This window comes from Pseudomonas nabeulensis (assembly GCF_004682045.1).
In the GTDB taxonomy this organism is placed as follows: domain Bacteria; phylum Pseudomonadota; class Gammaproteobacteria; order Pseudomonadales; family Pseudomonadaceae; genus Aquipseudomonas; species Aquipseudomonas nabeulensis.
Genome location: NZ_QUZT01000070.1, coordinates 1 through 24,012 on the forward strand (window position 1 = coordinate 1; position 24,012 = coordinate 24,012).

General features: G+C 60.6%; 20 protein-coding genes. 11 read left to right on the forward strand and 9 right to left on the reverse strand.

Features of this window, described 5'->3' with window-relative positions; translation table 11 throughout:
- Positions 1-62 precede the first annotated feature (62 nt).
- The 3 genes from DYL61_RS26135 to DYL61_RS26145 are packed head-to-tail and all read right to left on the reverse strand — an operon-like array spanning position 63 to position 2,996.
- Entirely contained in the window at positions 63-383 is a 321-nt protein-coding gene (locus DYL61_RS26135; RefSeq protein WP_135310739.1) for an AtuA-related protein, read from the reverse strand.
- Positions 380-1,702, reverse strand: coding sequence for an acyclic terpene utilization AtuA family protein (locus DYL61_RS26140; protein WP_135310740.1), 1,323 nt, complete (start codon positions 1,700-1,702; stop codon positions 380-382). The genes DYL61_RS26135 and DYL61_RS26140 overlap by 4 nt, the downstream gene beginning before the upstream one ends.
- 1 nt (position 1,703) lies before the next feature.
- On the reverse strand, positions 1,704-2,996 hold the full coding sequence (locus DYL61_RS26145; protein WP_135310741.1) for a CitMHS family transporter: 1,293 nt from the start codon (positions 2,994-2,996) through the stop codon (positions 1,704-1,706).
- Positions 2,997-3,107: 111 nt separating this feature from the next.
- On the opposite strand from DYL61_RS26145, the gene DYL61_RS26150 reads away from it, so the two are divergent.
- Positions 3,108-4,004, forward strand: coding sequence for a LysR family transcriptional regulator (locus tag DYL61_RS26150; protein ID WP_135310742.1), 897 nt, complete (start codon positions 3,108-3,110; stop codon positions 4,002-4,004).
- Between the two features lie 46 nt (positions 4,005-4,050).
- Here DYL61_RS26150 and DYL61_RS26155 read toward each other — a convergent pair whose 3' ends face one another.
- Both DYL61_RS26155 and DYL61_RS26160 read right to left on the reverse strand, forming a co-directional pair.
- A complete protein-coding gene (locus DYL61_RS26155; RefSeq protein ID WP_135310743.1) occupies positions 4,051-4,695 on the reverse strand; it encodes a glutathione S-transferase family protein in 645 nt (214 codons plus the stop codon).
- 10 nt (positions 4,696-4,705) lie between these two features.
- Positions 4,706-5,872: an aminotransferase-like domain-containing protein gene (locus DYL61_RS26160; RefSeq protein ID WP_135310744.1), complete on the reverse strand. Its 1,167-nt coding sequence runs from the start codon at positions 5,870-5,872 to the stop codon at positions 4,706-4,708.
- 81 nt (positions 5,873-5,953) lie between these two features.
- Between DYL61_RS26160 and DYL61_RS26165 the strand changes: the two genes are divergently transcribed.
- The 3 genes from DYL61_RS26165 to DYL61_RS26175 all read left to right on the forward strand — a co-directional run bounded on the left by DYL61_RS26165 (position 5,954) and on the right by DYL61_RS26175 (position 8,549).
- On the forward strand, positions 5,954-6,388 hold the full coding sequence (locus DYL61_RS26165; RefSeq protein ID WP_135310745.1) for a MarR family winged helix-turn-helix transcriptional regulator: 435 nt from the start codon (positions 5,954-5,956) through the stop codon (positions 6,386-6,388).
- 177 nt (positions 6,389-6,565) lie between these two features.
- Positions 6,566-7,912: an NCS2 family permease gene (locus DYL61_RS26170; protein WP_135310746.1), complete on the forward strand. Its 1,347-nt coding sequence runs from the start codon at positions 6,566-6,568 to the stop codon at positions 7,910-7,912.
- Positions 7,913-7,922: 10 nt separating this feature from the next.
- On the forward strand, positions 7,923-8,549 hold the full coding sequence (locus tag DYL61_RS26175) for a LysE family translocator (protein WP_135310747.1): 627 nt from the start codon (positions 7,923-7,925) through the stop codon (positions 8,547-8,549).
- Here DYL61_RS26175 and DYL61_RS26180 read toward each other — a convergent pair.
- Together DYL61_RS26180 and uraH are read right to left on the reverse strand one after the other, a co-directional pair.
- Positions 8,539-13,674: a dermonecrotic toxin domain-containing protein gene (locus tag DYL61_RS26180; RefSeq protein WP_135310748.1), complete on the reverse strand. Its 5,136-nt coding sequence runs from the start codon at positions 13,672-13,674 to the stop codon at positions 8,539-8,541. The two genes, DYL61_RS26175 and DYL61_RS26180, sit on opposite strands and share 11 nt — an antisense overlap.
- Positions 13,675-13,828: 154 nt before the next feature.
- Positions 13,829-14,182 (reverse strand): hydroxyisourate hydrolase, encoded by a 354-nt coding sequence (gene uraH, locus DYL61_RS26185; protein WP_038847464.1) that lies wholly within the window; start codon positions 14,180-14,182, stop codon positions 13,829-13,831.
- 396 nt (positions 14,183-14,578) lie between these two features.
- Between uraH and puuE the strand changes: the two genes are divergently transcribed.
- The 7 genes from puuE to DYL61_RS26220 all read left to right on the forward strand — a co-directional run bounded on the left by puuE (position 14,579) and on the right by DYL61_RS26220 (position 21,645).
- Positions 14,579-15,505: an allantoinase PuuE gene (puuE, locus tag DYL61_RS26190; RefSeq protein WP_135310749.1), complete on the forward strand. Its 927-nt coding sequence runs from the start codon at positions 14,579-14,581 to the stop codon at positions 15,503-15,505.
- Positions 15,502-16,017 carry a 2-oxo-4-hydroxy-4-carboxy-5-ureidoimidazoline decarboxylase gene (uraD, locus tag DYL61_RS26195; protein WP_135310750.1) on the forward strand — a complete coding sequence of 172 codons (516 nt, stop codon included), beginning with the start codon at positions 15,502-15,504 and terminating at the stop codon, positions 16,015-16,017. The genes puuE and uraD overlap by 4 nt, the downstream gene beginning before the upstream one ends.
- An 80-nt stretch (positions 16,018-16,097) precedes the next feature.
- On the forward strand, positions 16,098-17,093 hold the full coding sequence (alc, locus tag DYL61_RS26200; protein ID WP_105694927.1) for an allantoicase: 996 nt from the start codon (positions 16,098-16,100) through the stop codon (positions 17,091-17,093).
- A gap of 139 nt (positions 17,094-17,232) precedes the next feature.
- Positions 17,233-17,736, forward strand: coding sequence for an ureidoglycolate lyase (locus DYL61_RS26205; protein WP_105523190.1), 504 nt, complete (start codon positions 17,233-17,235; stop codon positions 17,734-17,736).
- A 51-nt stretch (positions 17,737-17,787) separates the two neighbouring features.
- Positions 17,788-19,071: a urate hydroxylase PuuD gene (locus tag DYL61_RS26210; protein ID WP_135310751.1), complete on the forward strand. Its 1,284-nt coding sequence runs from the start codon at positions 17,788-17,790 to the stop codon at positions 19,069-19,071.
- A 209-nt stretch (positions 19,072-19,280) separates the two neighbouring features.
- Positions 19,281-20,630 (forward strand): nucleobase:cation symporter-2 family protein, encoded by a 1,350-nt coding sequence (locus DYL61_RS26215; RefSeq protein WP_135310752.1) that lies wholly within the window; start codon positions 19,281-19,283, stop codon positions 20,628-20,630.
- A 229-nt stretch (positions 20,631-20,859) separates the two neighbouring features.
- Positions 20,860-21,645, forward strand: a complete 786-nt coding sequence (locus DYL61_RS26220; protein WP_105694923.1) for an outer membrane protein OmpK — start codon at positions 20,860-20,862, stop codon at positions 21,643-21,645.
- Between the two features lie 125 nt (positions 21,646-21,770).
- Here DYL61_RS26220 and DYL61_RS26225 read toward each other — a convergent pair whose 3' ends face one another.
- Both DYL61_RS26225 and DYL61_RS26230 read right to left on the reverse strand, forming a co-directional pair.
- Positions 21,771-22,901: a patatin-like phospholipase family protein gene (locus DYL61_RS26225; protein WP_135310753.1), complete on the reverse strand. Its 1,131-nt coding sequence runs from the start codon at positions 22,899-22,901 to the stop codon at positions 21,771-21,773.
- A 160-nt stretch (positions 22,902-23,061) separates the two neighbouring features.
- The gene (locus DYL61_RS26230) at positions 23,062-23,997 is read right to left on the reverse strand and encodes a lipid A biosynthesis lauroyl acyltransferase (RefSeq protein WP_135310754.1); all 936 of its coding nucleotides are present in this window, start codon (positions 23,995-23,997) and stop codon (positions 23,062-23,064) included.
- Positions 23,998-24,012: the final 15 nt, after the last annotated feature.

The following is a 24,012-nucleotide window of genomic DNA, read 5'->3' on the forward strand; positions in this document are numbered from 1 at the left end:
GAAAGCCGCTCATCTGCTGTGTCCTTAACTGACAGGCATTAGGGCTTGCCCCCTCCCACATTTCAGCTCTTTATTGTCAAATCGAGATCAAGCAGTGCCGAGCCCAGGCATTTGCCATGGGCATCCAGCGCCAGCGAACGGGTCACCCCGCCCCGCAAAATCCCCGGCAACACAAAGTTCAGCGCCTGCACGTTCGGCAGTTCATAACGCCGCACCGGTGCTGCATCAGGATCCCGCAAACCGGCAAAGTATTCGGCGACGCGCTCAGCCGTCAGTTGTTCACACAACAACGGATAATCCTCAGCCCGATACGCAATGATCGAAATGTTCGAGGTATCGCCCTTATCCCCGGTGCGGGAATGAGCCAGCATCTGCAATTTCATACTTCGATCCTCGGGTTAACCTGGCTACGCGGCAGCAACAACGACGCCACCGCCACCACCTGACGCACACTTTTACTGGCACCACCGCCGCCGGACGGGCCGTTGGTGTAGAGCGTTTCCACCTCGTTGCCGATCCGCACCGCATCAACCCGATCTTCACAACGGGCGGCCACACGCAGGCGCACTTCCCACGGTTCAACGTTACTGCGTGGACCGTGGAGCGAATCCATACCGATCAATTCAGCACGCACGTCCTGCATCTTCACGCCCATCAGTTCCAGGCGTTTGAGGACCACATCCCGCGCCAACTGTGCCCGTGCGACAGCACCGGGGCCACCGTAGGACATCTGCCCTTCGCCAATCCAACCGTCCAGATAGCCGACGCTGACTTTCAATTGCTCTGGTCGCGCATCGCCGCCGGCACCCTGGGCGCGAACGCGATCAACCCCCTCTTCGACAAATTCCGCTTGGGAAAAATCGGCCGTCACATCCGGCGTCAAATACGCAGCAGGGTCGTGTACTTCATAAATCAACTGCTCGGTGCACGTGGCGCGGCTGACCCGCCCGCCCGAGCCCGCCACTTTAGTGATCACCGCCTCACCATCGGCATCGATCTCGGCCAGCGGAAATCCCAGCCGTGCCAGATCCTCCACATCCTTGAAACCCGGATCGGCAAAATACCCACCACTGACCTGGCCGGCACATTCAAGCAAATGCCCCACCAATGTGCCGCGCCCCAAGCGCTGCCAGTCGTCGGCCGCCCAGCCGAACTCGAACATCTGCGGCGCGAGGAACAGCGAAGGGTCGGCCACGCGCCCGGTGATCACCACATCGGCGTCGGCGCGCAAGGCGTCGAGGATGCCATCAACGCCCAGGTAGGCATTTGCGGAGATCAGTCGATCCCCCAAGCTCCCAACGGTTTGGCCGTTATCCAACAAAAACTCGGGCTGCAACACGTCCAGCACGTCATCGCCGATCACAGCAACCACCTTGAGCGCCAGGCCCAACTCGCTGGCGATGCGTCGCACTTCATTGGCCGCCGATACCGGATTGGCCGCGCCCATATTGGTGATCACGCGCAATCGCCGCGCGTTCTGCGCGCCGACAAATGGCAACACGCGGCGCATGCGCTCACTCAACAGCGGGTCGTAGCCGCCCTGTGGATCGTTGATTCGCGCCTGTTGCGCCAGGGCAATCGTGCGTTCAGCCAGGCATTCGAACACCAGGTAATCCAGGTTGCCCTGCTCGGCCAACTCGACGGCAGGTTCAATACGGTCACCGGAATAGCCGGCGCCGGAACCGATGCGCAAGGTTTTCATCTCAAATCACTCCCAGGAGCAACGCGGTCAGGGTCATCAACACCGACGCGGCAAACAGAAACGGAATGGTGAAGCGCTGGTGATCGGCGAGTTCGATCTTGCACAGGCCCACCAACAGGAAGGTCGCGGGGGTCAGCGGGCTGACCGGGAAACCGGTGGTGTGCACGCCCAACAGCGAGGCCTGGGCCACTTGCAGGGGGTCGACGCCCAAGGCCTTGCCGACTTCGGCGATCACCGGCATCACGCCGAAATAGTAGGAATCGGGGTCGAACAGCATGCTCAGTGGCATGGACAGGAAGCCCACCACCGCCGGGATCAACTTGCCGTGGCCGGCTGGAATCTGTGCCACTGCCACTTCGGCGATCGCCTTGAGCATGCCGGTGCCCTGCATGATGCCGGTGAACACCCCGGCGGCGAGCAGGATACTGGCCATGGTCAGGGCGGTTTTGGCGTGAGCATCGATGCGAGCGCGTTGGGCGTCCACATTCGGGTAGTTGATGCACAGCGCAACCACGGTGCCGAGCATGAACATCACCACCGGGTCGACCCAGCCGGCGATCATCACCACCATCACCAGCACGGTCAGCACCAGGTTGACCCAGAACAGGCGCGGGCGGCGCAACTTGATGTCGTCATCGCTGAGCACGCGCTGCGGCACCGCATCTACAGTTGACCCGGCACCCAGGCCGAGGCGTTTTTCTTCGCGACGGCCGAGCCACCAGGCGCAGGCGAACACAAAGATCAGGCCGACGATCTGCACCGGGATCAGCGGCTGGAAAAGATCCGCCACCGGCACATGCAAGGCGGCCGACGAACGCAGCACGGGGCCGGTCCACGGCAGGAAGTTGACCCCGGCGGCCATCGCGCAGACACAGGCAAGGATGCGTTTGTCGATGCCCAGCCGTGTATACAGCGGCAGCATCGCCGGCACCGTGACCAGGAAGGTCACCGCGCCGGAACCGTCCAAGTGCACCAGCAACGCCAGGGTCGCGGTGCCTACGACAATTCGTGTAGGACGCGTCCCTACTGTGCGCAGGATTCGATCAATGATGGGGTCGAGCATGCCGGCGTCGGTCATGATCCCGAAAAACAGAATCGCAAAGACAAACATGCCCACCACGGGGGCGACGTTCTTGATACCGGTAATGATGAAGGCACTGGTTTGCAGGCCGAACCCGCCGATCAGCGCGGCGATGATCGGCAGGGCGATCAGGGCCACCAGTGGCGAGAGGCGTTTGCTCATGACGGCAGCGAGCAGGCACAGGATGGTGATGACACCCAGGGTAGCGAGCATGGGTTACTCCAGAGCGGCCTTGGTGGCCGGTTATTGTTTTCCCCGGAGTATTGGAAGCGGGTTAGTCTTTGTAAATTGGAATATTCACCAGCTAGTGTTCGGAAAAACAAAATGAAGAACAGCATCCAACACATTCAGGCGTTCCTCGCCGTGGCGCGCACAGGCAGTTTCACCAAGGCCGCCAGTGAGTTGCACCTGTCACCTTCGGCCCTGACGGTGCAGGTGCAACAACTGGAAGACTGGCTCGGCGTTGCCTTGCTCGACCGCAGCCCGCGCCACGTCAGCATTACCGCCGCTGGCCAGGATGCCCGTGGTCCGATGGAAAAACTGCTGCTGGACCTGGACAACATCGTCACCGGCTCCCGCGATCTCGCGGCGTTGCGCCGCGGCGTAGTGACCATCGCCGCCCTGCCCTCGGTGTGTGCCGGCACGCTGCCGCCGGTGTTGCGCCTGTTTCGTGAACGTTTTGCCGGGATTGAAGTGCGCCTGCATGACCTGGTGGCCCATCGCATTCATGCCCAAGTGCGTTCCGGCGAAGTGGATTTCGGCATTGGTGTGCGGGCGCGGCTCAGCCATGGGCTGGAGTTTGTGCCGGTGCTGAATGACCGGTTATGCGCATTTGTGCCCCTGGGCCATCCCCTCGCCCGCCATCGCCAATTGACCCTGGAACAGTTGGCCGACCAACCGATCATCCTCACCGGGCGCGACAGCAGTGTGCGGGAGCAGGTGGATGCGCTGTTTGATGAAACGCGGCTGATGATGCATGCGGGGATGGAGGCGAATTACATGTCGACGGTGTTAGCGTTGGTGCGCCAGGGGCTGGGGATCAGTGTGTTGCCGGAGTCGGCGGCGGACAGTCTGGAGGGGTTGAAGCGGATTACTATCGATCACCCTGGGGTGAACCGGGAGATTGGGTTGATCAGTCGTAGCGGGATGGGCTTGAGCCCGGCGGCGCAGCGGTGTTTCGACCTGCTGATCGCAGAATTATCTGACGCACCGCTGAGCTAAATGTGGGAGGGAGCTTGCTCCCGATGAGGGAGTGTCAGCCACCGGATTAGGTGGCTGATACACCGCCATCGGGGGCAAGCCCCCTCCCACAGTCAAGCATCGGGACATGCTTGGGATGGCTGGCCACGCGCTGGAGCCACGCCTGCACCGCCGGATACGGTGCCAGATCAAACCCACCTTCATGCGCCACATGGGTATAGGCATACAGCGCAATATCGGCAATCGAATACTGCTCACCCACCAGATACGGCGTGGCCTGTAGCTGGCGCTCCATGACTTTCAGCGCTTTGTAGCCACGCTTATGGCACGTCTTGTATTCCTCCAAACGATCTTCGGGCATGTTCAGGTAGAACTGGATAAACCGCGCCACCGCGATGTACGGCTCATGGCTGTATTGCTCGAAGAACTGCCATTGCAGCACTTGGGTGCGCAGGCGCGGTTCGCTGGGCAGGAACTCACTGCCGTCGGCGAGGAAGTTGAGGATCGCGTTGGATTCCCACAGGCAGGTGCCGTCTTCCAGCTCCAGCACCGGGATCTTGCCGTTGGGGTTCTTGGCCAGGAATTCGGCGGTCTGGGTGTCACCCTTGAGGATGTCCACGTCGATCCATTGATAGGGAATGCCCAGCAGGTTGAGCATCAATTTGACCTTGTAGCAGTTGCCCGACTTGTAATCGCCATAAACCTTGTACATGGGGCTCCCCTTATGCCGCTTGCGCGTGCTGTGCTTGACGGACTACCGCGGCCAGGCGCTTGAGACCTTCGTCCAAACGCGCCGGGTCGATATGGCTGAAATTGAGCCGCAATGAACCCAAGTGCTGGTCCGGCTCGGAAAAGAACGGTTCACCGGGCATGAACGCGACATCCTGATCCAGCGCTTGCGCCAACAAGGTGCGGGTGTCCAGTGGCTGTTTCAAGGTCAGCCAGAAGAATAATCCACCCTGGGGCACTTGCCAGTCGGCCAGGTCCGCGAAGTGGCGCTCCAGTGCAGACTGGAACGCATCGCGGCGGTCGCGGTAAAAGCTGCGCAGCTCGGCCAGGTGCTGCTGGTATTTCTCCGTGCCAATCCACTGCATCGCCTGCCATTGGCCGACGCGGTTGGTGTGCAGATCCGCCGACTGCTTGAGCTTGAGCAGGTGCGGGAACAAATCCGGGCTGGCGATCAGGTAGCCAACGCGCAGGCCCGGCAGCAGGGTTTTGGACACGGTGCCGGTGTAGATCCAGCTGGCTTTTTTCAGGCGGCCGGCAATGGGTTTGGCGCTGCCGCCATCGAAGGTCAGCTCGCGGTAGGGTTCGTCTTCGATCAGCGTCACGCCGAACTCATCCAGCAGCGCGGCGACGGCTTCGCGCTTGGCCTCGCTGTAGCGCACGGCCGAGGGGTTCTGGAACGTCGGGATCAAGTAGATGAACGCCGGACGATGGCGTTCGAGGTTGGCGCGCAAGGCGGCCAGGTCCGGGCCGTCGGCTTCCAACTGCACGGTGAGGCAGTCGGCGCCGAACAGTTGGAAGATCTGCAACGCGGCCAGGTAAGTCGGGCCTTCCAGCAGGATCTGCGTGCCTTTGTCGATGTACAGCTTGGCCGCCAGGTCCAGGGTTTGTTGCGAGCCACTGACCACCAGCACCTGGCTGGCCTGGCACTCCAGGCCCAGGGCCCGGGCCTCGGCGGCGAGCAACTCACGCAGCTGTGGCTCGCCTTCGCTCATGCCGTACTGGCCGATGTTCAGCGGCATATCATCCCAGTTCAGCGCCGGCAGCATGGCTTCGGCCGGCAGGCCACCGGCAAACGACATCACTTCCGGGCGCTGGGCGGCCGCGAGGATTTCACGGATCAAGGAGCTTTTGAGGCGCGTAACACGTTCAGAGAAGGCCATGGGGTCACCGGTAGCGAAGACTGTGGGAAATACGTCAAACTGGTTGACCGAAATTACGACGACTTGCACGGATACGTCAATATGCTTGACCTTAAAAACCAGACCGCCCAGCAAGAAGCCATGGAAGCGTTCTTCTTCGGCTACCAGGCCTTCACCGCCAAGGCCGACGAAATGCTCGAACGCCGAGGACTGAGCCGGGTACACCAGCGCATCGTGTTTTTTATCGCGCGCTACCCCGCCTTGAACGTGAAGGAACTGCTGGAATTGCTCGGCGTGAGCAAGCAAGCGCTGAACATGCCTCTGCGCCAGTTGCAGGAAATGCACCTGGTGAACAGCGTTGCGTCCGAGACCGACAAGCGTAAACGCCTGCTGGCGTTGACCGAAGAAGGCCTGCGTTTCGAGCAGTCGCTGCGCCGCGAGCAAGTGAAGCTGTTACAGCGCGCTTTCGGTGAAGCCGGGGAAGAAGCGGTGGCGGGATGGCTGGCCGTTAATCAGGCATTGAGCGCCGTGAACTAGCCTTCCATCCGGCTATTCGAAAACATTATTTGCTTTCTTTGTATACAAAAGCATAATTCGCCTCGTGCGAGTTCCTGACCTATTGGTCAACAAAACCCGCCAGTACCTCAAAGCGCTGTTGCCCACATTTGTGACCGGCGCTGGAAATAACAATAAAACTCTTGAGGAGTACTCGCTGTGGATAGCCGCAAATCCGACGCCCCTACGCTGGACATCGCCCCGCCCAATAACAGCTGGCTAGAACGCCTGTTCAAGCTCAGCGCACATGGCACCACAGTGAAGACCGAGCTGATCGCCGGCCTCACCACCTTTATCACCATGGCCTACATCATCTTCGTCAACCCCAACATCATGGCCGATGCCGGTATTGATCACGGCGCGGCGTTCGTCGCTACGTGCATCGCCGCGGCATTGGGTTGCCTGTTGATGGGGCTGTACGCCAACTGGCCGGTGGGCCTGGCGCCGGGTATGGGCTTGAATGCGTTTTTTACCTACACCGTGGTCGGCACCATGGGCTACACCTGGGAAACCGCGCTGGGTGCGGTGTTTATCTCGGGTGTGTTGTTCATGGGCCTGACGCTATCGCGCGTGCGCGAATGGTTGCTCAACAGCATTCCCGTGAGCCTGCGCCACGCCATGGGCGCCGGTGTCGGGCTGTTTCTCGGCGTAATTGGCCTGAAAACCGCCGGCATCATCGTCGACAGCCCGGCTACCTTGATCAAGCTCGGTTCGCTGCACGAGCCGGCGCCATTGCTGGCGGCGGTGTGCTTCCTGTTGATCGCGATCCTCAGCTATCACCGCGTATTCGGTGCAATCCTGATCAGCATCATTGCGGTCACCCTCGCCGGTTGGGGCCTGGACCTGGTGCACTACAACGGCATGGTCTCCACTCCACCCAGCCTGGCGCCGACCTGGATGGCCATGGACGTGAAAGGTGTATTCAATATCAGCATGATAAGTGTTGTTTTCGCCTTTCTTTTTGTACACATGTTCGACACTGCAGGTACACTGATGGGCGTCGCGCAACGGGCGGGGCTGGTGAATGCCGACGGCAAGATCGACAACCTGTCCCGCGCCTTGAAGGCCGACAGTGCTTCCAGCGTGTTCGGTGCCATGGTCGGCGTGCCGCCCGTGACCAGCTATGTGGAAAGTGCTGCCGGCGTGGCCGCAGGTGGCCGCACCGGGTTAACGGCCGTAACCGTGGGCGTGCTGTTTGTGGCCGCGATGTTTTTCGCACCACTGGCCGGGATGATTCCAGCCTACGCCACCGCCGGCGCGCTGATCTACGTGGCGATGCTGATGATGGCGAGCATGGCCCATATCAATTGGGATGAAGCCACCGACAGCATTCCGGCCATCGTGACCGCAATCATGATGCCACTGACCTTCTCGGTCGCCGACGGCATCGCCCTGGGCTTTATCACCTATGTGGCGCTCAAGGCGGGCACCGGCAAGTACCGCGAGATTTCGGCGAGCCTGTGGGTGCTGTGCGCGATCTTTATCGCCAAATTCATATTCTTATAAGGAGTAACGGATGAACCTGGAAACCTGGCTACTGTTCAGCGGCGCGGCATTGGTGGTGATCCTGATCCCAGGGCCGCTGTCACTGTTGATGATCAGCAACAGTCTCAACTACGGCCTGCGCCGTTCGTATCCAGCGTTTCTCGGTGGGGTGTTTGCCTCGATCTGTCTGTTGAGCGCCTCGGCCCTGGGCCTGGGCGCCTTGCTGCTGGCATCGGAGCAGCTGTTCAGCGCCTTGAAGATCGTCGGCGCGGTGTACCTGTTCTACCTCGCCTGGCAGAGTTGGGTGCAATCGCGCCAGCCGAGCCAGGGCGCGGTGGTGCCGCAGGCGGTAGCCGTCCCACGCTTTCGCGCATTGTTTGGCCGCGCCTTTGTGTTGGGCGCCAGCAACCCCAAGGACATCCTGTTCTTCGCTGCCTTCCTGCCGCAATTTCTCAGCAGCCAGCAGCCGTTTTTGCCGCAACTGCTGATCATGATCGCCACCTGGACCATACTCGACCTGCTGTGCAAGCTGGCCTACGGCTTGAGCGCCCATGGCGCTGCGCGGTATCTGCGCAGCGGCAAGGGCCAGAGCTGGTTCAACCGTGTCAGCGCCGGCTTGTTCAGCGGCGCCGGTGCGCTTTCCCTGCTCAAGGGATGAACTGGACCTTGACAATATAGACCGTGGGCCCCGCATCACTGGCCCACTGGATGCCAGCCACGATCTTGACCAAGCGCCCCTCCCTCAGGGTGCGCATCACGGTCGGATAAATGGGGAATTGGCTGCGCCGCAACGCCCCCCGCTCGAACCAGCGATCAGAGAGTTTGATATGGGGTTTAGCCGCCAAGGTAATATTGGTACCCGCCAGCCAACGCGTGCAAACGTAGTAGCCGTTGCTGGAGTTGGGGTGAGTACAGAAAAAATCCGCAAACTCGACACCGCCGGCTTGCTTGCCGATGGCCTGTACGGTGAACCCTTGTTGTTCCAGTACGTGGCGCACCGCTGCCTGGTTCGCGACAGCCCGTGAACGCTTGTTTGCACGGTTCGCCACCGCGAGGGAGGCATTCAACTCAAACGGCGGGGTGAAGTCCATACGTGTGAAACCGGGCGACAGACCATCAATGCCGATGCTGAAACTGGCGCGATTGCTCAGTTGTACAGGTCGCAGCATTCTCAACAAATCATCGGTTATTCCAAATCCTCCCGGGTTGCTCCAGCGGTCCAGCGTTGCCCTAAGCGTGAGCAGGTGCGTGGCCGTGACTGAGCGGCTGCCGTCTGCCAATTCCACCAGCCGCCGACCTGCAAATCGCCTGCTGGGGGGGGTCATCGCCGGAAAAATACGCGCGAACGAGCGTTCCATCGGCTCGTTGAACAACACGCTGTGGGGTGTCCACAAACCATTGGCGTTGAGTGTCGCCGGCACCGGTTGGTCAGCCCAGCCTGCGCCCAACCAATTGTCCACATCGTCTGAAGCCAGCGTGCGCAGCGCTTGGGCTTTCATAATGAAAGCCGTGCGTTGGTAAGTTGTCTTTCCACCCTCGGGCAACAGCCGGTAGTAATCGGGACCGAGCTTGACGACATGCGGGCCCTGCCCCCCGGCGGTGGATTCGCGATAGATGCCATAAGCAGGGAACACATCGAGCATCGGCGTATTTGTGCGGTATCCCCAACCTTGCCATGTGCTGGGGGGCGGCGGTGTCTGACGCAGTGCGCTATCCAGTGCTTGCAGTGAGGGAGGCGCCCACTCTGTACTCGTACTCACGCTCGTGGTCGGCACGTCATCCCCCACAGACGTCCAGGGCCGCAACGTACTTGGCCCTGGCTGCGGCTCTGGCGCGTCCGCCCCCAACAACCACTCCCTGGGCTCTTCAATATGCAGGATCAATTCATTCTCACCGGCTTCACGAGGGTTTTTCAGGCGCAGGACTTGCTCGTTTTCTCGCCGATACACCGCATATTGATAACGACCATCTGTGACGAACTGCTCGCCGTTTTTCACGAAACTGCCTCTATTGCCGGGCCCCTGTAATGCCACGGCGCCCCCCGTGTTGCGGTCCATGCGCAAATGCTCCAGAACCTTGACGGGCGACGTCTTCAACGGTGGAACAGCCCTACTTGCCAACGCCGCGCGACGATGCACCGAGCTCAGCGCGCCCCGTACCGAAGACCGCGCCACTGCTCCACCTTTGGGCGTCGGTGCAAAGCTGGTCAGCACATCAATAAAGGCCATGAACGTCACGAACCCCAGATCCACCGCATCGTGTGGATCCTGGCTGTGGTGATAACGCTTGGCGGCAATCAGCACCTCGATCAAGCTGATGCCCAACCCGACCACCGGAACGAAGGACAACAAGCCACGAATCGTGGCGTCGTATTGGTCGCCCAACCGCTGGTCACGGTAGATCGCCAGCAATTTGGCCGAATTGGACTGCCCCTGGCTGCGGCGCTGGATATCCAGGACATGAGCATGGGCCAGCAATGACGCAGCATCGGTATGGGCGGTGGCGATGATATCCAGCCAGGCCGCGGGCTCGGCGTCTATTTGTTCTTGAAGCTGTACTTCGATGGCTTCCAGGGAGGTCGCGGCGATGCGGTGTTTGACTTTGAACCAACGGATAACCCGGGCAATGCCTTCCTTAACATCGAGAATGCCGTGATTGTGAATGATCAAACGCCTCCAAAACCCCGCCGAATCCACCGCCGGTGAAACGCTGGCAGGCGCGCCGGGATAGCCGGCCAGCGCCTCGGTTTCCCAGCCAGGCGCCACGTGCTGGGCCAACACCCTGAGCGGCTGCGACTGGGCCCAGGCCCGGTTCACCTCGGTCTTTGCCTCGGCCCAGCTCACGTACTCACTGATGGGCGGATAGCCCAGCGCGCCAGGCCAATACCACACACATCGCTGGCTGACTTCATCATAAATCAGCAGTACCCCGGTGATATGCCGGTCGTGCTCAAGGGTATGGCCACGCAGGCGCAGCATGCACAGTTGCAGACGATGGCCATTCATCGCCAGTTCACTCGCTCGCGTGGCGGCGATGGCCGTGCTGAAGATGCTCTGAGCCACCGCGCTGAGCCCCGCCTGTACCGCTGAAAACAACTGCAGGCGCGCTCGTTGACGTACCGCACGACGCGTCAGGCCGGAGTCAGTCAGCGTCGGATAAAACGCTTTCTTGATCAGCCCGTCATAGCGCCCGCCAATATCCAGCTCGGACAAGGTGGTGATCAGGTAACGCGGATTGAGCCGCGCCTTCCACTCCGGCACCAGATACGTTGCCCGGTTCAACCGCCATTCGGTCCAGGGCGCTTGTGCATCCAGGTTGTGCAGCGCCAATTGAAGCAAGCTGTACTGAGTGCGTTGCGAGCTGACTACCGTCTTGACATGCCGGTCACCCACCACACATTGGCTCGACCAACCACAGACGTATTTGGCGACATCATCGGGGAACTCAATAAATGGCGTGTCAATGTCCAACCCGTCGTAAAGACCATCGGTAGTCAGCTTCCCGATCAACAGCTCGCGAGCGAACTGATCCAGTGAAGGCAGGATTTGCCAGAGCCGCTCCTCCAGGGCGAGGGCGTTGACCAGGTAACGCGTTTGCAGACGCCGATATTCCTTACGCCGGGCAGCGGTAGCAGTAGCCAGCCAGGCGGGTAGTTTGGGTACGGACTCGAATGCCAGACGTACCCATTGCACATTGGCCATTGCCCGCTCACGGCCATCCTGGGTCGCAACTTGCAGGTGTTGGCGCAATTCAGTTGCCAGCCACTGCCGGGCCAGGGTGGGGTCGCTCACTTCACTGAACAGGCGTTTGTGGTGGCCCAGACGCTGGTAAAGACCAATGTAATGAGTGATCAGTTCTTTAAAGCTGTCATGCAACACGTTACCGAGCATCGGCGTGTAGTCGAATCGAACGCCGGACTTCAATGCCAGGCGCGCAGCATGCCGGTGCTCGCGCCCGATGCATTGCCACAAGGACGACCCATCCGGCGCGCGCAGGCTGGCCAGCAGGCCTTCGGACAACGCCTGCAAACGCGTGAAAGCACTCAGCCCGCCATGCTGGCCAGTCACCACCAACACCACAGGTTGTGTTTCTCGCGGGTGTTCAAAGGCACGGGCGCTGGTCACCACAAAGGCTCCCATCAACGGATAACGCGCTTCGTCGGCCCCCACCAGAGCCACTCGCAATACCCGAGTGTCGCTATCGCCACGCGCAGCGGCCAAAGGCGTGTCCAATACCTCGAATACGCGCCGCAACGGCGCTTCAGCGATCAGTTTCACACGCTGTTGCAAGCGCGCTTCGTACATCAGCGCCTGGTGTTGCTCAGTCAATAACAGGGTGGCGCGAGTGCGCGTGCCGGTGGGGCGCTCCATCCAGAATGCGGTTTGAAACAGTTGCTCGTCCGGGACTTGAAGGTAGTCACGCAGCGCCTGCACATGCGTGCGCCACTGCCGCTCCAATCCAATAAGCAGACGGTAAGCCTCGGTCTCCAGCGCCGGCGCTGTGACATCCAGCAGAGTCACCAGACCTTTCTCCCAACGCTTGAGAGTGCGCTCTCGGGTCTTTAACGCCAGCCCGCTTGCCAGGCTGGAAAAGGTGATTTCATGGGCTCGGCGCCGATGATCCCAGTCCAACAGCCAGTCCAGCGCCGCACTCAGTTCGCTGCCGCTGGTCAGTTGCTTGCGCCCTTGCTCGATCACCCGCATGAACCGGCCCAGTTCGACCTTCGCAGTCGTGGTCTGCCCCGGCGCATTCACGCTCTGGTGGTTGATCGACAAGGCGCAGGCCAGTTCGTTGTCCCACTGCCCCTCCACCACTGCAAGCGCACTGTGACGCAGGGCATCACCGTTTAACCGACGGCCGACCTGCGCCAAAACGCCGGGCTGGATGCCATCGCACACCTCATGGCGTCGTCGCAGGGGCAAACATTGCCAAAGCAGGTTGAATAACTCGCCGCCGATCAACGCGGGGAGATCGCACCGCAACCGCTCCAGGCTGCGAAATTCATAAAACGCCTGCGCCAACCCCGGTAAGTAGATGACCTGCCGTGCGTCGCCATGGCGGTAGACATGCAGGCCGCCAGGAATCGGCAACACCGTCTGCCCAATCCGTGGCCAGACCACATCGGCGACTTGCACATCCGTCCAGGCACCACCAGCCGTTGTGCGTAACTCGGCGCTGGGTGCATCGATCACCTGCTGGAGCAAGGCAAACGCCGGCGCCGACAATTGGTCTTGCTCGAAAGCCAGGAACGCTTTCTCGGCAAACGCGCGTTTGTATTGCTCAACCCACCGTTCGCGGCGTGTCAGCCAGGAACCGTGGGCCAATTGCTGCCAATAGCCGCTCACGGCACGCTCCAAGCGGCCCAACAGATCCAGTCCGCGCACCCGCTCCAGGGCTTCACGGGCCGTAAACGGCAAACGGCCAGTTGACTCGCCCCTGAGACTCAACACAGTGAACTGATTGGTGTTGGCCGCCACAAAGGGGTCGCTGAGCAGCGCCAAGGCCCGCTCAGTGAGACTGTGCACCTGTTGCGCCGCTCGGGGCGGCAAAGGCTCGGTGAACAGCAGGTCATCCGGGTCGTGCGCAAACGCCTCACGCAAGGCGGCACGGATCACCCGCAAGACGGTGGGCGCCCGGTTGATCAGGCTCTTGAGGATCTTCACCGACTCGGCGCACCGCAGTTCGGCGGCGTGGAGTTGGTTGATAAACCGGCTGGGTTGAGCAACCGCATTGAGGCGCCGCGTCAGTTGCGCCTGGACGGACTCGGGAATATCGGTGGGCATGGCAAGGTCTTCTGTACGTGAAAAACCGAGCCTAGGCACAGCGGCTTATGGCCGTGCGTTACATACTTGGCCCGTGCGCCAGGCGAAAAAAAGCCCGCAGTGTGGGCGGGCGAAAAACCAACGAAGAGCTTTGGGGGTATGAAGCGAGGTGACGCTAGCTACCGCGATAGGTGGAGTAGCTGTAGGGCGAAATCAGCAGGGGCACATGGTAGTGATCCTGTTCGGCACTGATGCCGAAGCGCAGTACTACCACGTCGAGAAACGCAGGTTCCGGCAATTGCACGCCACGGGCGCGGTAGTAGTCGCCGGCGCTGAATTGCAACTGGTACACGCCGCTGCGGTAGTCATCACCTTGCAACAGCGGTGCGTCGCAGCGGCCATCGCTGTTGGTCAGCGTGGTGGCAACCAGTTCCAGTTGCGCACCTTCGACGCGATACAGCTCGACCTTGATCGCGCTACCGGGGCAACCGTGTGCGGCGTCCAAAACGTGTGTGGTCAAACGTCCCATGGCGTCTACGCGCCTCCTGAAGTCAGTAGAAAAGAGATCCGCACCTTTTCAGGGCAATGAAAAAGCCGGCGATGGCTGATTAAGACACTTTTTAAAAAAATTGTACACAATAAATTCAACAGGTCAGTATTCCCCTGTAGGAGCGAGCTTGCTCGCGAAAAACGCCAACGATGACGCGGGCTTCCAGGATGAACGGTAGCGACCTTGAGTTTTTCGCGAGCAAGCTCGCTCCTACAGGAGAGCTTTTTTGTTTTAGCTGACCGGTTGGGCAGGTTTCTTGCAAGACATTTACCCAGAGCCTTGCCGAAAAAATGCAGAAATGTAGGCTTACAAAGTCGACGATAAGTTGTATACAATCACTCATCGCTAACACGACGAACAAGAAGGAAGACTGCAGTGAGCGCTGACTACCCACGCGACCTGATCGGTTACGGCAGTAACCCTCCTCACCCCCACTGGCCGGGCAAGGCGCGCATTGCGCTGTCTTTCGTACTCAACTACGAAGAAGGGGGTGAGCGCAACATCTTGCACGGTGACAAAGAGTCGGAGGCGTTCCTTTCGGAAATGGTTTCGGCCCAGCCACTGCAAGGCGCCCGCAACATGAGCATGGAGTCGCTGTACGAATACGGCAGCCGTGCCGGCGTGTGGCGCATCCTCAAGTTGTTCAAGGAATTCGACATCCCGCTGACCATCTTCGCCGTGGCCATGGCCGCCCAGCGTCACCCGGATGTGATCCGCGCCATGGTCGAGGCCGGCCATGAGATCTGCAGCCACGGCTACCGCTGGATCGACTACCAATACATGGACGAGGCCCAGGAGCGCGAGCATATGCTCGAAGCGATCCGCATCCTTACCGAACTGACCGGCGAACGCCCAGTGGGCTGGTACACCGGTCGCACCGGCCCCAACACCCGGCGGCTGGTGATGGAGGAAGGCGGCTTTCTCTACGACTGCGACACCTACGACGACGACCTGCCCTACTGGGAGCCCAACAACCCCACCGGCAAGCCGCATTTGGTGATCCCCTACACCCTGGACACCAACGACATGCGCTTCACCCAGGTGCAGGGGTTCAACAAGGGCGATGACTTCTTCGAATACCTCAAAGACGCGTTCGACGTGCTCTACGCCGAAGGCGCCGAGGCGCCGAAAATGCTCTCCATCGGCTTGCACTGCCGCCTGATCGGCCGCCCTGCACGCCTGGCCTCGTTGAAGCGTTTTATCGAATACGTCAAAGGACACGAACACGTGTGGTTCACCCGCCGTGTCGACATTGCCCGTCACTGGCATGAAACCCACCCCTTCAAGGGAGCGGCGAAATGACTGCGTTCCAAACCCTGAAACCTTCGACGTTGAGCCGCGACGCTTTCGTCCAGGCCTTCGCCGACATCTACGAACATTCGCCATGGGTGGCCGAAAAGGCCTTCGACCTGGGCCAGGACGCTTCGATCGACGAGATCGAAACCCTGCACCAGCGCATGAGCGACATCCTGTTGAGCGCTGATCATGCCAGTCAACTGGCCCTGATCAACGCTCACCCGGACCTGGCCGGCAAAGCCGCCGTCCAGGGGCAACTGACCGAAGCCAGCACGAATGAACAGGCTGGCGCCGGTATTCACCAATGCACGGCCGAAGAGTTTTCTCGCTTCACCGAGCTGAACGACGCCTACAAGGCCAAGTTCAAGTTTCCCTTCATCATGGCGGTAAAAGGCAGCAACCGGCATCAGATCCTGGCCGCGTTCGAAACGCGCATTCACAACTCGGTGGAAGCCGAGTTCAAATGTGCACTGGCCGAGATCAACAAGATCGCGTTGTTCCGTTTACTGACCCTTTAAAGCAACCCTGGCCCGAGCGCTCATGACGCCCAGGGCCGGGCGAGCATCCCAAGCCACTCAATTCAAGGCAGACAAGAAGAATGAAAGCTTACGCCGTACCTTTCGAGAAGTTCGTCAACCTGGCCGACGCCCGCCTGGGCACCAAGATCCTTTCGGTGACCGATGACTGGTTCGCCGACGCCAACCGCCTGTTCCAGCCGACCCCGGCCGTGTGGAAGGAGGGCGTTTTCGATGACAACGGCAAGTGGATGGACGGCTGGGAGTCGCGCCGCAAGCGCTTTGAAGGTTACGACAGCGCGGTGATCCGCCTGGGCGTACCCGGTTCGATCAAAGGCGTGGACATCGACACTTCATTCTTCACCGGCAACTTCCCGCCGTCGGCGTCCCTGGAAGCCTGCTTCCTGGCCTCGGGCGACCCTGACGAAAACACCCAGTGGGTGGAAGTGCTGTCGGCCGTCGAGCTGCAAGGCAACAACCACCACTACCACGAGATCAACAACGACCAGGCGTTCAGCCACCTGCGCTTCAACATCTACCCGGATGGCGGCGTGGCCCGTCTGCGCGTGTACGGTGTGCCGTTCCGCGACTGGTCGTCGATTGGCGACAACGAACAAGTCGATCTGGCGGCTGCCCTGAACGGCGGTCGTGCCCTGGCGTGCTCCGATGAACACTTCGGTCGCATGAGCAACATCCTCAACCCGGGCCGTGGCATCAACATGGGCGACGGTTGGGAAACCGCACGTCGTCGCACGCCAGGCAATGACTGGGTGATTGTCGCCCTGGGCCACCCAGGCGAGATCGAGAAGATCATCGTCGACACCCTGCACTTCAAGGGCAACTACCCAGACACCTGCTCGATCCAGGGCGCGTTCGTCAAAGGCGGCACCGACAGCCAGATCGAAACCCAATCGCTGTTCTGGCGCGAACTGTTGCCGGCGCAGAAACTGGAGATGCACGCTGAACACACCTTCGCCGAGCAGATCAAGGCACTGGGGCCGATTACCCACATCCGCCTGAATGTGTTCCCGGATGGCGGTGTGAGCCGCCTGCGCGTCTTGGGCAAAGTAGCCAAGTAAACCCTTGTGGCGAGGGAGCTTGCTCCCGCTGGGCTGCGTAGCGGCCCCAAAATCTTGGGAGCGCTTCGCACTCCAGCGGGAGCAAGCTCCCTCGCCACAAAAGCACAACCAACAACAGCATTCGGATAAGAAGACAGCCATGCGCACACTAGTGATCGAACCCCTGACCAAAGAAGCCTTCGCCCCCTTCGGAGACGTTATCGAAACCGACGGCAGCGATCACTTCATGATCAACAACGGGTCGACCATGCGCTTTCACAAATTGGCCACGGTCGAAACCGCACAGCCGGAAGACCACGCCATCATCAGCATCTTCCGCGCCGACGCGCAGGACATGCCGCTGACCGTGTGCATGCTGGAACGACACCCGCTGGGCAGCCAGGCTTTTATTCCGCTGCTCGGCAACCCCTTTCTGATCGTGGTCGCGCCACTTGGCGATGAACCTGTATCGGGCTTGGTCCGCGCCTTCGTCACCAACGGCAGGCAGGGCATTAATTACCATCGCGGCGTCTGGCACCACCCGGTGCTGACGATCGAAAAGCGGGATGACTTCCTGGTGGTTGATCGCAGTGGCACAGGCAATAACTGCGATGAGCATTTTTTCAAAGAGGATGAGCGGTTGATCCTCGCCCCCCACCAATAAGAGAAGGCCTGATCACCCGACAACAAGGGTGACAGGCGAGAGGTAAAGACTGTGGAAGCACATCTGTTGGAATGGCTGAACCTGAGCGTGCGCTGGGTTCACATGATCACTGGCGTCGCGTGGATCGGCGCTTCTTTCTACTTCGTCTGGCTGGAAAACAACCTCAATCGCGTCAACCCCAAGAGCGGCCTGGCCGGTGACTTGTGGGCAATCCACGGTGGCGGTATCTACCACCTGGAAAAATACAAACTGGCCCCGCCGACCATGCCGGACAACCTGCACTGGTTCAAATGGGAAGCCTATTTCACCTGGATGTCGGGCATCGCGCTGCTGTGCGTGGTGTTCTACTGGAACCCGACGCTGTACCTGCTCGCCCCCGGCAGCACCCTCAGCGGCACCGAAGGCGTATTGCTGGGCATCGGCTCACTGTTCGCCGGCTGGTTCATCTACTCCTTCCTCTGCGACTCGGCCCTGGGCAAACGCCCTGCCCTGCTGGGTTTCATCCTGTTTGTGCTGTTGATTGCGGCGGCCTATGGCTTCAGCAAAGTGTTCAGCGGCCGTGGCGCCTACCTGCACGTGGGTGCGGTGATCGGGACGATCATGGTGGGTAACGTATTCCGCATCATCATGCCGGCGCAACGCGCACTGGTGGCGGCGATTGCCGAGAACCGCACGCCGGACCCGGCGCTGCCGGCCAAGGGCTTGCTGCGTTCGCGTCACAACAACTACTTCACCTTGCCGGTGCTGTTCATCATGATCAGCAACCACTTCCCGAGCACCTACGGCAGCCAATACAACTGGCTGATCCTGGCGGGTATCGCCGTGGCGGCGGTGTTGGTGCGTCACTACTTCAACACCCGGCATGACAGCCAAAAGTATGCGTGGACCTTGCCGGTGGGCGCGTTGGCGATGATCAGCCTGGCGTATGTGACCGGTCCCAAGCCGGTTGCCGAAGTGGCCAAGGCTCCGGCGGCCATCGAGTACCAACCGCTGCCGGAAACGGCGTTGGGCGGTGGCTTGAAACCTGCCGCACCAGCGGCCCCAGCGGCTGAACCGGCACCGGCCCAAGCCTCGATTGACTTCGACAAGGTGCACGGGGTGATCCAGGAACGCTGCGCCGTGTGCCACTCGGCCAAGCCCACCAGCCCGTTGTTCAGCACGGCTCCAGCGGGGGTGATGTTCGATACCCCGGCGCAGATCCAGCAGCAGGCAGCGCGTATTCAAGCGCAGGCCGTGGCCAGCCAGATCATGCCGCTGGGCAACATTACCCAGATGACCCAGCAGGAACGGGATTTGATTGGGACCTGGATCAATCAGGGGGCCCGCACAAACTAACTGATTCACATAGATCCAAATGTGGGAGGGGCGGTGCGACGATTCGACTTGCCCCCGATATCGGTGTGTCATTCAAAGCTTCAGTGACTGAAGCACCGCCATCGGGGGCAAGCCCCCTCCCACAGGGATCTCCAGTGTTTTAAAGATAGAGTTCCACCCGGCAATTGAATGCCGAACAACACAAAAATAAAAAAGATCCGAGGTGTTGCATGTCCGAGTTAGCCGAACCGCAGATTCCTGCCGCGCCCGCCATGGTGCGGCTGCCCCTCTTGCAACTGATTCTGGTAGGCCTGCAACACGTCTTGCTGATGTACGGCGGCGCCGTCGCCGTGCCCCTGATTATTGGCCAGGCCGCCGGGCTTAGCCGTGAAGAAATCGCCTTTCTGATCAACGCCGACCTGCTGGTGGCAGGTATCGCCACCATGGTGCAGTCATTCGGCATCGGCCCGGTGGGCATTCGCATGCCGGTGATGATGGGCGCCAGTTTCGCCGCCGTCGGCAGCATGGTCGCCATGGCCGGCATGCCGGGGATCGGGTTGCAGGGGATCTTCGGCGCGACCATCGCCGCCGGGTTCTTCGGCATGCTGATCGCACCGTTTATGTCCAAGGTCGTGCGCTTCTTTCCCCCCTTGGTGACCGGCACCGTGATCACCGCTATCGGTTTGTCGCTGTTCCCGGTGGCCGTTAACTGGGCCGGCGGCGGCAGTGCTGCGGCCACCTTCGGCTCGCCGGTCTACCTGGCGATTGCCGCGTTGGTGCTGGGCACCATCCTGTTGATCAACCGTTTTATGCGCGGTTTCTGGGTGAATATCTCGGTGCTGATCGGCATGGGCCTGGGCTACGTGCTGTGCGGCATGCTCGGCATGGTCGACCTCAGCGGCCTGGCCCAGGCACCGTGGGTACAAGTGGTGACGCCGCTGCACTTCGGCATGCCCACGTTTGAATTGGCGCCGATTCTGTCGATGTGCCTGGTGGTGGTGATCATCTTTGTCGAGTCCACCGGGATGTTCCTCGCGCTGGGCAAGATCACCGGCCAGGACGTCACGCCCAAGATGCTGCGCCGCGGTCTGCTGTGTGATGCCGGCGCGTCGTTTTTTGCCGGTTTCTTCAACACCTTTACCCACTCTTCCTTCGCCCAGAACATCGGCCTGGTGCAGATGACCGGCGTGCGTTGCCGCTCGGTAACGATCATGGCCGGGGTGTTTCTGATCGTACTCAGCCTGCTACCAAAAGCCGCATACCTGGTGGCGTCGATTCCTCCGGCGGTACTCGGCGGTGCGGCGATTGCCATGTTCGGCATGGTGGCGGCCACGGGGATCAAGATCCTCCAGGAAGCCGATATCGCCGACCGTCGCAACCAGTTGCTGGTGGCGGTGAGTATCGGCATGGGCCTGATTCCCGTGGTGCGCCCGGAGTTTTTCGCCCAATTGCCGTTGTGGATGAGCCCGATCACCCACAGTGGCATCGCCATGGCCACCCTTAGCGCGTTGTCGCTGAATGTGCTGTTCAACATCCTCGGTGGCGCTGAACGACCGGCAGTCGAACACGCCCACTCCTGACGCATGCCCCATTGTCGCCCGGTGCGCGCTGTAACGGCGCACTTGAGCCCAGACGTGGGAGCCAGTATTCTCCGCGCCCGCTTGAATCGACGGTGTTTTCACCGCCTTGGCGCGGCTTTTGCTGTAGCTATAAAGCTGACCAATCAGACGAGTTTTTCAGCGATTACAAAGGCGCCGAACCAGAGCGCTTGCTTAGAAAAAACATAAAACTTTAACTCGGGAGCACCGAATGAAACCTATGTTCAAAGGCCTGATGCTGGCAGGATCCCTGCTGGCCGGCGGCCAAGCCGTGGCCGGTGACTTGTTGCAGTGGCAGAACAACAGCCTGACCTACCTGTGGGGCAAGAGCTTTACCGTCAACCCGCAGATCCAGCAAACCGTTACGTTCGAACACGCCGATGCGTGGAAGTACGGTGACAACTTCCTGTTTGTCGACCGCATCTTTTACAACGGCAAGGAAGACGGCAACGTCGGCCCAAGTACGTACTACGGCGAGATCAGCCCACGCCTGTCGTTCGGCAAGATCTTTGATAAGGACCTGTCTTTCGGCCCGATCAAAGACGTGTTGCTGGCCTTCACTTACGAGTTCGGCGAAGGCGATAACGAGTCGTACCTGCTCGGCCCTGGCTTTGACTTGAACATCCCGGGTTTCGATTACTTCCAGTTGAACTTCTACCAGCGCCAGACCGAAGGCAATCGCCCGGGTGACGGCGTGTGGCAGATCACACCGGTGTGGTCGTACACCATTCCTGTCGGCAGCTCCGATGTGCTGATCGACGGCTTCATGGATTGGGTGACCGACAACGACAAGAACGCCCGTGGCACTTACCACGCCAACCTGCACTTCAACCCACAGGTCAAATATGACCTGGGTAAAGCGCTGCATTGGGGCGACAAGCAGCTGTATGTCGGTTTCGAATACGACTACTGGAAGAACAAGTACGGGATTGAAGATTCCGGCGCGTTCAAGACCAACCAGGACACCGCGAGCTTCCTGGTCAAGTACCACTTCTAAGCAACACCGCGGATCAACTGTGGGAATGGGCTTGTGTGGGAGGGGGCTTGCCCCCGATGACTGGGCATCAGTCACTGCATCTGGTGGCTGACACACCGCCATCGGGGGCAAGCCCCCTCCCACATTTAGCCGTGCGCCAAGCCCAGGAATCGCATGATTTCCTCACGCTTGGCCAGCGCGTCCCGCCGCCCCAGCTCGATCAACTCGCTGCAATACCCCGCCTCGAACAGCAAGTAACTCAACACCCCTGCCCCGCTCGTCTTGGTCGCCCCTGGCCCACGCAAAAACAAACGCAACGCCGCCGGTAATTCCTGGCGATGGCGGGCGGCGATTTCATCGATAGGCTGGCTTGGCGCGATCACCAGCACCTCCACCGCCGCCAACGCGGGCGAGGCATGGCTGAACTGGTTGAGGCGCTCCAACAGCTCGATATCGCTTTCCAGGCTGTCAATGAACGTGCTGTTGAGCATATGCCCACCAATCTGCGCCAGGGTCGGCTCCTGCCCGGTGAAGGTACGCTGCGCCGCCGGTTCATTGCCACGCGGGTTGCCGCTGACGCCCACCACCAGCACCCGACTGGCCCCCAGGTGCAGCGCCGGGCTGATGGGCGCGGATTGGCGGACGGCGCCGTCGCCGAAATATTCCTGATCGAGTTTGACCGGGGCGAACAACAAGGGGATCGCCGAGCTGGCCAGCAAATGCTCCACGGATAATTGCGTGGGCACGCCGATACGCCGATGGCGCAACCAGGCGTCGATGGTGCGGCCGCCTTGATAGAACGTTACCGCTTGCCCGGACTCGTAGCCAAAGGCCGTGACCGCGACGGCATGCAGGTGTTTAGTGCGGATGGCCTCGTCAATGCCGTCCAGATGCAGTTTATCTTTCAGCAACGCTTTTAATGGCGTGCTGTTGAGCAGCGCCACCGGCACTTGCGCACCCAGGCCCAAGAGGCTGTGAATAAAGAAACGACCGGCCTGGCGAATCACCCCTGGCCAATCACTGCGCAACACCAGGTGGCTGCGAAAGCCCTGCCAGAACGCCGTAAGGCGCTGGATAGCGGCCGTGAAGTCCGTGGCGCCACTGGCCAGGCTCACCGCATTGATCGCACCGGCCGACGTGCCCACGATCACCGGAAACGGATTGGGCGCCCCCGGCGGCAACAGCTCGGCAATCGCCGCCAACACCCCCACCTGATACGCCGCTCGCGCCCCACCGCCGGAAAGAATCAAGCCTGTCACCGGTTCAGCTGGGCGCATCGCATCACTCCATGTGGGGAAAGGTCAGTCGTTTGTGGCGAGGGAGCTTGCTCCCGCTGGAGTGCGAAGCGCTCCCAAAAAGCCGGCTCCAGCTGCGCTGTCGAACGGGAGCAAGCTCCCTCGCCACAGCAAGCTCCCTCGCCACAAGTGCTCGTCCGTCTTATCGACGGCGTTTTTCGTACAGCTTAGGCTCACCCGGTGGCCGGCTCTTGAAACGCCGGTGAGTCCACAGGTATTGCTCGGGGCACTCACGCACCGAGGCTTCCACCCACTGGTTGATACGCAGGCAATCGGCCTCATCGCTTTCACCAGGGAAGTCAGTCAACGGTGGATGAATCACCAGGCGGTAACCGCTGCCGTCGGCCAAACGCTGCTGAGTGAACGGCACCACCAGCGCCTTGCCCAATTTGGCGAACTTGCTGGTGGCGGGCACGGTGGCCGCCTGGATGCCGAACAACGGTACAAAAATACTTTGCTTGGCGCCGTAGTCCTGGTCCGGTGCATACCAGATGGCACGACCGGCGCGCAGTAGCTTGAGCATGCCACGCACGTCCTCGCGCTCTACCGCCAGGGAATCGAGGTTGTGGCGCTCGCGGCCGCGGCGCTGGATAAAGTCGAACAACGGGTTGCCGTGTTCGCGGTACATCCCATCGATGGTGTGCTTCTGCCCTAGCAGCGCGGCGCCGATTTCCAGGGTGGTGAAGTGCAGGGCCATGAGGATCACGCCCTTGCCGTCCAGTTGAGCCTGCTTGAGGTGCTCCAAACCTTCGACATGGGCCAGGCGCGCCAGACGCTGACGCGACCACCACCAGCTCATGGCCATCTCAAAGAACGCGATGCCGGTGGAGGCAAAATTTTCTTTAAGCAAATGTTTACGCTCTTGCGCGGATTTTTCCGGGAAGCACAGTTCCAGGTTTCGCGCAGCGATGCGGCGACGTTCGCCGGCCACACGGTACATCCCCGCACCCAGCAGGCGGCCAATGACCAGCAGCGCGCGGTACGGCAACTGAGTGACCAGCCACAGCAGGCCGAGTCCCAGCCATAGCAGCCAAAAACGCGGGTGAAAAAATACAGCTCGAAAACGCGGGCGATCCATTACAGATTCCGGTAA